Here is a 9,397-nt window from a genome sequence, read left to right on the forward strand (position 1 = left end):
CCCCCCTGCCCGCAGCTCCTTGCCGCACCGCGCATCTCGGTTGCGCGGGGGCCGTTTCCCGCCCACATCTTCCGCCACCACGGGGCCAGTCCCAGTCGAGGCCCTGCACCACCCTACCCACCGCAGTCACCATGAAACGCTCTTTATTGTCCGTCTCCCTGTCCGCCGCGCTCCTGCTTCTCATGACCAGCTGCGAGAGCGGCAAGAAGCCGGAGCCTGCCTCACCCTCCGCCGCCACTCCCCCCATCAGCGGCACCCCATCCACCGATGGCATGATCTCCACAGCGAGCGGGCTGCGCTACAAGGTGCTGGCTTCCGGGCCTGCGGACGGGCGCTCTCCCACGCTCTATGACTCCGCCACGGTGCACTACAAGGGCACGCTGACGAATGGCACCGTCTTTGACAGCTCCTACGAGCGCGGCGCCCCCGCCACCTTTGGTGTGAACCAGGTGATCCCTGGCTGGACGGAGGCGCTGCAGCTCATGAAGCCCGGCGACCAGTGGCTGCTCTACATCCCCTCCCATCTGGGCTACGGCCCCCAGTCCATGGGCGACATCCCGGCCAACAGCGATCTCATTTTCCAGGTGCATCTGATTCAGGTGCACAGCGCAGGCGCGTAAGGATGCCGGGCATGGCAGCCCCCTTGCGCCGCAACGGGGCTACTTCCCTTCCCACACCCGCACGGAATCGATCTGGCAGGAGCCGCCGTCCACGGCTTTGAAGTCGATCTGCGCCTGGCCGGCCATGTCGATGTTCCTGCTTTCAAAGACATGTTTCTTGCCGTCGATCTTGAGAAGGAGCGTGCCCTTCTTCAGCTCGATGACCACGTCATGCCATTGGTTCAGCGCAAAGAGCGGCTCCGTCACGGGCAGGATCTCCAGGTTCTTTTTGATCGCCAGGGTCGTGGCCTTCTCGCTGAAGCTCAGGGTGTGGATGTGGTGGCCGAGGTCGAAGAGCGGAAAGCCTTTCTGGTAGGTTGTGGCATCATAGCGTACGCGCATGGCGCAGACGAAATTCTCCGGCACCTTCTTGAGCCAGATCACGGGCTTCAGCCCCGCATGGGAGGGATCGGCGCTCGCTTTCTTCTTGTCCTGAAACTCCTTGGAAGACGGGCTGCCGGTGAGCACGCCATCCTTCACCGCCCACGTGGTGCTCTGCCGCACCTCCCAGAACTCCGTGTTCAGCGGGCCGTCAAAGTTGTCCGAATACACCAGCTTCAAATCCTGAAACAGCTCCGGCTTGTATTCGGCATCCCCGGTCTGGGCATGGGATGGCAGGACGGTGAAAGTGAAGGCAAAGCACAGGGCGGCAAGACGGAGAGTGGTGGTCATGAGAGCGCTGTAACGCGGAAGACGCGCGGATTTTTCGCCGAAGTCAAAGCTGCCCGGATGCACCACAGCTGAGTGGTCAAAAGACACAGGCGTGCGTGAAAAAAGGTGCGTAACTTTATGCCAAGGTGTAGTCAGGTCCCTCGAGATTACCTGCCTATTTCAAGATGCCTTCCATAGAAACTGCCAGCACAGCCTCATTCAAATATCGGCCTGATGTCGACGGGCTGCGAGCGCTGGCAGTTCTTCCGGTCCTTCTCTACCATGCCAGGCTGGGCTGCACGGGTGGCTTTGTCGGGGTGGATGTGTTCTTCGTCATTTCCGGCTTTGTGATTTCGTCGCTCATTCTCAAAGAGGTCGCGGCGGGAACCTTCAGCATGGTCAATTTCTGGGAGCGGCGGATCCGGCGCATCATGCCAGCGCTGAGTCTGGTCGTGGTGGCTGTGCTGACTGCGGGCTGGCTGTTTGATCTGCCGGAAGACTTCCAAACTCTGGCGAAATCCGTCATGGCGCAGGCGCTGATGGCCGCCAACTTTTTCTTTTGGAAGGGCGGCAACTACTTCGATCCGGGAGTGGAAACCAAACCCCTTCTCCACACCTGGTCTTTGGCGGTGGAGGAGCAGTTTTATCTGCTTTTCCCGCTCCTGCTGACGTTGATGATCCGTGTCAGGCCCGCCACCTGGAGGCGCTGGATTCTTGGGGGGGCCGTTGTCTCCCTCATCCTCTCCATAGTTTGGAGTTATTCATCACACAACCAGCGTGTGGCCTTCTACCTGCTGCCCGCGCGCGCCTGGGAATTGTTGATCGGTGCGCTGCTGGCCATTTACAGCGGACGCTTTTCGGCCAGCAGACCGGTGGGCGAGACCTGCGGCTTTGCCGGCCTGGGTTTGATAGCCTGGTCCGTTTTATTTTATGATGAGAGCACGCGCTTTCCAGGACTGGCGGCGCTGGCTCCCTGCCTCGGCGCAGCCATGATCATTGCTTCCAGTGAGACCAGAACTTCGATCGTCGGGCGGCTGCTTTCCCTCAAGCCCCTGGTCTTCATTGGTCTGGTGTCCTACCCGCTTTATCTATGGCACTGGCCCCTGCTGGTTTTTTCCAAGTACCTGTTTGCCTATGAATTGAGCGCGGGGATACGCATCCTGCTGCTTTTAGCCAGCCTGCTGCTGGCGGTCCTTTCCTGGAAGTTTTTCGAGATGCCCTTTCGGCAGCGTCGGTGGCTTGGAGAGCGTCGGCAGATTTTTGCCTTTGCCGCCATTGTCACGATGGTTTTTTGCGCTTTTTCCTACCTGGTTGATTCCGCCAAAGGCATTCCCTCCCGCTTCTCTGCCAGGGTCCTGGCCTACGCTGCCATGGGTGATCAAAACGATGGTTTCTGGGACGACATCAGTGCTGAACGCACGCTGTCAGGTCACTTCACGGATCTCGGCCCCGCCCAAAGCGACAAGCCCGTCAGTCTCATGGTCTGGGGAGACAGCCATGCCAAGGCCATTGCTCCCGCAGTGGACACTCTGTGCAAGGAATTCTCCCAGCATGGCATCCTGGTGGCCCATGCAGCGACGGCACCTGTGCTGAATTACGTCAGCACCCATCGGGTTTCCCTTCTTGGGAAGTCTCCTGAAGTCGCTGCAAGCGTCGTGGCGCTCGTCGCCAAAAAGCAAATCAAGAAAGTCCTCATCGTCGCCAGATGGGACATGTATCCACCCACGGTTGAATTCAAAGATGACCTCATCCAGACGGTTCGTGCCATCATGAATTCCGGAGCTCACGTCTACGTGCTGAAAACGGTGCCCATTCCTGGCTTTGACGTGCCGCGCCTCGCCGCCATCACCGCCTTGCGCGGTGGCGACTTTGAATCCATGGGCATCACCAAGGATCTGCACCAGCAGTCCCGCGCCCCGCTGGAGCAGACCTTTGAACAACTGGCGCAGATGGGAGCCACGGTGCTGGAACCAGCAGAGTACTTTCTCAACAGCCGGGGAATTTACGGTGCCATGAGGAATGACGACGTCCTCTACTTCGACACCGACCACCTCACCGAGAAGGGAGCAGAGCTGGTGGTTCCACTCTTCAGACCTCTGTTTCAGGCGAAATAACACGGTGCTCTTTGCATGCGAGCACCAAAGATAAGACAAGCCCATGTCCCTGACCACCCGCCCACCGCGCCCGCTGCCCGACCTCTCCGCCGAGGAGCTGGGCACATGGCTGGCCGCGCAGGGCTTCAAAGCCTCCCATGCGCCACGCGTGCTGCGCAATCTCCTCGAAGTGCATGGGAACGAAAGCAAGGAGCACCCCGGCATGCGTCTGCCGGCAGACCTTGCGCAGCAGTTGCACTCTGCCTTTCCCACCGCCGCCGCCCGCCTCGCCATGCGGCAGGTGTCTGAAGATGGCACGGCGAAGCTGCTGCTGCGCCTGAATGACGGCCGCACCGTGGAGTCCGTGCTGATGCCGGACTTTCACCCGGAGCGTGCAGCGGGCTGCATTTCCAGCCAGGTGGGCTGCGCCATGGGCTGTGATTTCTGCGCCACCACACAGACGGGCTTTGAGCGAAATCTCACCTCCGGCGAGATCGTGGAGCAGTTCATCCATCTGCGCCGCGAGGCACGCGCCGCAGGCCGCACACTGCGCACCATCGTCTTCATGGGCATGGGTGAGCCGATGCTGAATCTGAAAAACGTGCTCGCCGCCGTGCAGCGCATCGCCGCTCCCACGCTCGGTGCCTTCGGCTGGCGGCAGATCACCATCTCCACCGTGGGCATCGTGCCCGGCATTGATGAACTGCGTGAGGCGGATCTCGGCGTGCATCTTGCCTTGTCCCTGCACGCACCCGATGACGCGACCCGCGCTGATCTCCTGCCGATGGGCAAACGCTTTGATGTGCAGGACGTGCTCGCTGCGGTGGACCGTTATCAGGCCAGCAGCGGCCGCATCACCACGATTCAATACTGCCTGCTCGATGGCGTGAACGATTCTCTCGCGCAGGCGCGTGATCTGTCGCGTCTGCTGGAAGGACGGCGCATGCATGTGAATCTGCTGCGCTACAATGCCACCGGCCTCAGCCTACGCGGCCGCACCTACGCACCGAGCAGCCTGGAGCAAACGGAAGCCTTCCTCGCCGAACTCCGCGCCCATGGCACCGTGGCCCACCTGCGCCGTGCACGTGGCCCGGACATCGACGCCGCCTGCGGCCAGTTGCGGAAGCGCGAAGCGGCGCATACTTCTGCAAGCTCATGAACCCCGTGCAAGGCTTCCATCTCATCACGCCCGATGATCTCACCTGGCGTCTGTCGAATCTCATGCGCATCCCGAACGCCGATTTTCTGGAGCGCACCGGCAGTGAAAACATGGGCGCGCGCCTCTGGCGCATGCCGCCCCTGAGCGCGAACACGCTGCACAAGCACATCCGCGCGGAGGAGTTTTACTTCGTGCTCGAAGGCACGGGCCGCATGCGCGTGGGCGATGAAACACTCACCGTGCCCAGGCACGGCGGCGTCCACGTGGGCCCGGATCAACTGCGCCAGGTGTTTAACGACACCGCCGAAGAAGTGCTCTGGCTCATCATCGGTGCGCCCGAGGAAACCGAATTTCTCCCCGGTTCCACGACCAAGCCCGACCTCTCGCTCATTTATCCCACCGATCCCACGCAGCTGCCGAAGGAACTCGAAGGCGCGCAGTGGCCGCCGAAGGAGTGAGCCAAGCCTGTCGACTCTGATTGCCCCGCCGCCCATCCTGCGGCAGGAGTGAGGCAGTGAACCTCCCCCCCGACCTACGTCCTGCCTCTCCATCCGTGATATGGATGACTCCCGCCCAGTGCCAAGTGATTGAAGCCGCAGGCACCAATGCGCACCGGCTTGCCTCCGGCCCCGGCGGCTGGGTGGAACGTCTGGGAGATGACGTAATCGTTTCCTACAAAAGCGATGCCGCACGCGATGAACTCGCCGCAGGTCTCGCCAAGTGGTGCACCGATTCAGGCTGGCAGCCCGTGCGCGTGTTCCACCGCTTCCTGCCCCTCAAGAACGCCGACCGCATCTCGCCCGTGCTGCACAGCGGCGATGCCTCGCTGCCACTCACCACGGTGGTGACGGAAGCCGGAATCCGCTACGGCCTGGACATCGGCGCCAGCTACAGCCACGGCCTGTTTCTGGACCAGCGCCTGAACCGCGCCAAGCTGCGCGCGCTGAAGCCCAAGCGCGTGCTGAACACCTTTGCCTACACCTGCAGCTTCTCGCTGGTGGCCGCGCTCGCGGGCGCGGAGACGCTGAGCGTGGATCTCTCCCGCAAGTCACTGGATCGCGGCAGGCACAATCTCACGCTCAACGATCTCCCGGAAACCAAGCACCGCTTTGTGACGGACGACGCCGCCGAACTGCTGCCACAGCTCTCCGTGCGCGGAGAGCGCTTTGACGCCATCATCCTCGATCCGCCCACCTTCTCCCGCAGCAAGACTGGCCGCCGCTGGCAGGTGGAGGATCACTTTGAAGACCTTCTCAGCGCCGCGCTGGAGGTGGCTGCGCCGAAATGCGCCATCCTGCTTTCCACCAACTGCACCAAGCTCGACCCCGCCCGGCTGGAGCGCAGCGCCCGCTGGTGCGCGAAGGGCAAACGCCGCACGGCCGACTACGTCAAGCTGCCGCCGCCTGTGGACTTCCCACCCGGCCACGGCTCCAGCACGCTGTGGATGATGCTGCGGTAAACTAGGTCCGGCGTAGCACTACCAGCCCAGCATTTTCAACTTCTTCCCCATCACCTTGGCGATGGCTTCATTCCCGGCACCATCGGGATGCACACCATCTTTGAGCAGGGATGAATCCGGCACGACTCCGAAGAGGCTGACAAACTCGCTCTTCGTTTCAGCCGCAAGCTTCGCAAACGCAGCCCCGAGTTCGCGCAGCTTGGCCTCACGTTCGTTGGCGATGGGCTTCGTCGGCCCCAGCGCGGCTTTGTTGATGTTCGAGGGCCCCACGAGCAGCACCGGCAGTTTCTCGCCATAAGCCGCACGCGCTTTCACCATCATCGCCCGCACATTCGCCACCGCCTTGGGCACGCACTGCGCTGTGATGTCGCGTGAATCATTCATGCCAAGCGCGATGACGAGCGCGTCCGCCTTCGCATGGCGTGTGATCATGGCCTTAAACTCCGCGAGAGAGTTCGTCGGCCTTCCGCCCTTGCCTTCATTGATCAGCGTTAGTGCACCCGCCGACGACTGCTGCACCTGCGTCACCCAAAGACGTCCGCGCTCCTCCTTGGGCAGGGCACCGCCTGCGGTGATGGAATCTCCGAAAACGATCACGGTGCGAGGCATAGGGCTCTGAGAGAAGACTCCGAGGCTCAGAAAAAAGAGGATGATGAGGAGACGCGGCATGAGGTCTTCACTTTAAACCGTCCGCGCGAAATACTGCCCGAAATAACAAAAAGCTCCCACGGCCAGATGAGAGCCGCAGATGGAGTAAAACGTGCCCGGTGCATCCGCACGACGGACGATGCCACAGCGCCCCAGCGTCGTCCCGCTGAACAGTCCCAGCGCGCCCACGGCGAGCATGAAGAGGCCGAAGTGTGCCGCCATCTGGACGTTCTCAGGATTTGCCATTCAGTACGATCACCGCAGCCACCGTGAACTGGCAAATGGAAATTCCATTCAGAGTCCGTGCAGAGCGGCGCATGCCTGAGAGGGGAGCCCCCTTCATTCTCCAGCGGCAGCCTGGTCTGCAGGCTTGGCCGGATTTTGGGCAGCGCTTTTGGCAGGACGCTGCACCGGTTTGGCGGAGGCTGGAATGAAGCCCTGCGAATTTCCACCGGACCAGCGGTCAGCCTTGTTCTTAAAGGGGCGGGGTGCGCGGTTGTTGATCTTCTGACTCTTCATGGGGTCTGTCCGATATAGTGAAAAACGTGCGTTTTGCAAAGGGCGCTTCATGCAGCAGCGCCATACCGCAGGCGTTTCTTGAAGGTGGGGCCGCGCCGTGCATAGCTGCGGCATGCCCCTCTCCTACCCCACTCTCATTCCCGGACTGCGCAGCCCTTACGATCAAGTGAACGGCCTCGTGTATTTCGGCCGCATGCTGGACAAGATTCGCCTCACCGCCGCAGGCAAGCTGCCCGAAGGCTGGCAGCCGATGCGTGGCAATGCGAAGGGCAGCTTTGACTGGCGCTGCTGCGAGTTCCTCAAAATCGACTACACCGCGCTCGAGGCCGAAACGCTCAAAGGCGGCAGCGATGAAAGCCTGCTGGCCTGGGCTTATGCCAACGGCCGCCAGCCCACCGAGCAGGAGATCGAAGTCTGGAACAGTTTCATGACCAAGCGCGGCTGGCGCGATGCCGGCACGCAGCGCCTGAACGAACGCCTTGAAGAGATCGGCCTGCCGCCCGGCACGGTGCAGACGATGTTTGAATACATCGAGATCGATGAAGGCCGGCTGACTCCTGAAGCGAAGAAGCCATAGCACTGACCTCACGCCACCGCGATCACCGCGCTCTGCGCCGTGGGCGGCAGCGGATGAAACTCCGCATCGCGGAAGCCTGCCGCCGTGAGCATCTGCTGATACTCGGCGAAGGTGTACGCATCGCCCTCCGGCGTGGTGCCGAGCATGACGAGACTGAAGCTCGCAGCGGGTGGCGGGCTGACGCGGTCTGCATTCGGCACGAACTCCACGATCACCACTTTTCCACCCGGACGCAGCGCGGCATGCGCCCGCTTCAGGAAGCGTGTGCAGTCCTCGATGTTGAAGTGATGCAGGAAATTCGGCACCAGCACGACATCGTAATCACTCCCGAGGTCCACCGTGAAGGCATCACCGGTGATCTTGCTGAAGCGGTCCGCAATGCCCGCCGCCTGCGCGTTTTCTGTAGTGACAGCGAGCACGGCTTCCCAGTCCAATGCCACGAGATGCGCGCGTGGATTCTTTTTCGCAAAAGCAATGCCATAGGCCCCATGGCTGGCGGAGATGTCCAGCACGCGTGTGTCGCGGGCCGGGTCCAGCGGCACCAGTTCCGCAGCCCCCTGCGAGGTGGGCGCCATCATCGGTCCCATGGCGCGGGCAAATTCCACCCAGGCCGGATGATCCGCCGCCGTGGTGCCCTCCTCCGTCGTGTGCAGTCGTCCGCGACGAATGGTAACAGCGAGATCGTCAAAGGCCTCCGTCAGACCGGGAGCGTGCAGAAACTTCACGGCATCCCCCATGTAAGCCGGTGAGCTTTGCACCAGAAACACCGCCGATGATGGCGTGAGCGCATAGCACCCGCCGTCCTTGGTGAGGAAGCCCAGGATGGCGAGATTATCCGCCAGGATGCGGATGCCGCGCTCCGGGCACTGGCACCGCGCCGCGAGCGCCGCAGAGGTCACCGATTCGCTGCCGATGGCGGTGAACAAACCCAGATCAATCGCGGCTTTCAGTGCCGCCGATTTTTGAAAGGCATTGATCGTTTCAAAGAAGAGCTGGGGAGAGGGAGCGGTGGATAATTCAGACATAATAGAAGACAATAAACGAGAGAGTACGTGGCTGCCACCCTAACGCCATCTTCACCCGAAGATGCGCGGCTAAATAAAGATTTAGTGGCTGTGAATGGCACACACTCGCATGATTCCTGCTAAACGGACTCGAGTTTTATTCAGGCTCATTCGCACCCCATATCCCGCCATCATGGAATCCCCCGCCCCTGTAAGCCAGAGCAAGCCGCCGGTAAGCCGCCACGTCCTGTTCTGCCTTTTGCCACACTCTCTTTTTGTCATGCTGGCCTTGGGTGTTTGGGGCGGTGGCTGGTGGCTGCTGCTGTCGATTGTCTTTTTGCAGGTCGCGCTGCCGATGCTGGACTGGATCACCGGCTGGCAGGATGACGCTCATTTTGACAAGTCCGACTTCTCCGCCGGTCAACTGGCCGTGCTGCACTGGAACACCCGCCTGTACGCATTGTTCTACATGGCCTCGGTGGTCTGGCTGGCGATGTCCTTGGATCGTTTCAATGCCATGGAAATCGGCATCCTGATCGCCTCCGCCAGCCTTCTGGGCGGCATCGGTTTCGGCGCGGCGCATGAGCTGCTGCATGGAAAGGACGCGCTCGATCAAATCACGCAGAGG

General features: G+C 61.5%; 11 protein-coding genes and 1 pseudogene. 7 read left to right on the forward strand and 5 right to left on the reverse strand.

Features of this window, described 5'->3' with window-relative positions; genetic code table 11:
- The first annotated feature begins 131 nt into the window (after positions 1-131).
- Positions 132-620 carry an FKBP-type peptidyl-prolyl cis-trans isomerase gene (locus ACILSL_RS25765; protein WP_395734948.1) on the forward strand — a complete coding sequence of 163 codons (489 nt, stop codon included), beginning with the start codon at positions 132-134 and terminating at the stop codon, positions 618-620.
- 39 nt (positions 621-659) lie between these two features.
- On the opposite strand, the gene ACILSL_RS25770 is transcribed toward ACILSL_RS25765, so the two are convergent.
- Positions 660-1,331, reverse strand: a complete 672-nt coding sequence (locus ACILSL_RS25770; protein ID WP_395734949.1) for a hypothetical protein — start codon at positions 1,329-1,331, stop codon at positions 660-662.
- Between the two features lie 164 nt (positions 1,332-1,495).
- Here ACILSL_RS25770 and ACILSL_RS25775 point away from each other — a divergent pair, with 164 nt between their 5' ends.
- The 4 genes from ACILSL_RS25775 to ACILSL_RS25790 all read left to right on the forward strand — a co-directional run bounded on the left by ACILSL_RS25775 (position 1,496) and on the right by ACILSL_RS25790 (position 6,021).
- Entirely contained in the window at positions 1,496-3,424 is a 1,929-nt protein-coding gene (locus ACILSL_RS25775) for an acyltransferase family protein (RefSeq protein ID WP_395734950.1), read from the forward strand.
- 43 nt (positions 3,425-3,467) lie between these two features.
- Positions 3,468-4,562 (forward strand): 23S rRNA (adenine(2503)-C(2))-methyltransferase RlmN, encoded by a 1,095-nt coding sequence (gene rlmN, locus ACILSL_RS25780; RefSeq protein ID WP_395734951.1) that lies wholly within the window; start codon positions 3,468-3,470, stop codon positions 4,560-4,562.
- Positions 4,559-5,020: a cupin domain-containing protein gene (locus ACILSL_RS25785; protein WP_395734952.1), complete on the forward strand. Its 462-nt coding sequence runs from the start codon at positions 4,559-4,561 to the stop codon at positions 5,018-5,020. Before rlmN ends, ACILSL_RS25785 begins: the two co-directional genes overlap by 4 nt.
- 104 nt (positions 5,021-5,124) lie before the next feature.
- Positions 5,125-6,021 (forward strand): class I SAM-dependent methyltransferase, encoded by an 897-nt coding sequence (locus tag ACILSL_RS25790; protein ID WP_395734953.1) that lies wholly within the window; start codon positions 5,125-5,127, stop codon positions 6,019-6,021.
- Positions 6,022-6,039: 18 nt separating this feature from the next.
- Here the strand turns inward: ACILSL_RS25790 and ACILSL_RS25795 are convergent, their stop codons facing one another.
- The 3 genes from ACILSL_RS25795 to ACILSL_RS25805 form a co-directional block, all read right to left on the reverse strand.
- The gene (locus ACILSL_RS25795) at positions 6,040-6,690 is read right to left on the reverse strand and encodes an SGNH/GDSL hydrolase family protein (RefSeq protein ID WP_395734954.1); all 651 of its coding nucleotides are present in this window, start codon (positions 6,688-6,690) and stop codon (positions 6,040-6,042) included.
- A 12-nt stretch (positions 6,691-6,702) separates the two neighbouring features.
- Positions 6,703-6,915: a hypothetical protein gene (locus ACILSL_RS25800; protein ID WP_395734955.1), complete on the reverse strand. Its 213-nt coding sequence runs from the start codon at positions 6,913-6,915 to the stop codon at positions 6,703-6,705.
- 93 nt (positions 6,916-7,008) lie between these two features.
- Positions 7,009-7,188, reverse strand: coding sequence for a hypothetical protein (locus ACILSL_RS25805; RefSeq protein ID WP_395734956.1), 180 nt, complete (start codon positions 7,186-7,188; stop codon positions 7,009-7,011).
- A 112-nt stretch (positions 7,189-7,300) separates the two neighbouring features.
- Between ACILSL_RS25805 and ACILSL_RS25810 the strand changes: the two genes are divergently transcribed.
- Entirely contained in the window at positions 7,301-7,765 is a 465-nt protein-coding gene (locus ACILSL_RS25810; RefSeq protein ID WP_395734957.1) for a DUF5069 domain-containing protein, read from the forward strand.
- An 8-nt stretch (positions 7,766-7,773) separates the two neighbouring features.
- Here the strand turns inward: ACILSL_RS25810 and ACILSL_RS25815 are convergent, their stop codons facing one another.
- Complete coding sequence (locus ACILSL_RS25815) at positions 7,774-8,790, reverse strand: methyltransferase (protein WP_395734958.1); 1,017 nt, start codon at positions 8,788-8,790, stop codon at positions 7,774-7,776.
- Between the two features lie 172 nt (positions 8,791-8,962).
- Between ACILSL_RS25815 and ACILSL_RS25820 the strand changes: the two are divergent.
- A pseudogene (locus ACILSL_RS25820) lies at positions 8,963-9,397 on the forward strand (hypothetical protein); the annotation flags it as partial.

Origin of the sequence: Prosthecobacter sp., from assembly GCF_044222345.1 — a bacterium.
In the GTDB taxonomy this organism is placed as follows: Bacteria; Verrucomicrobiota; Verrucomicrobiia; order Verrucomicrobiales; family Verrucomicrobiaceae; genus Prosthecobacter.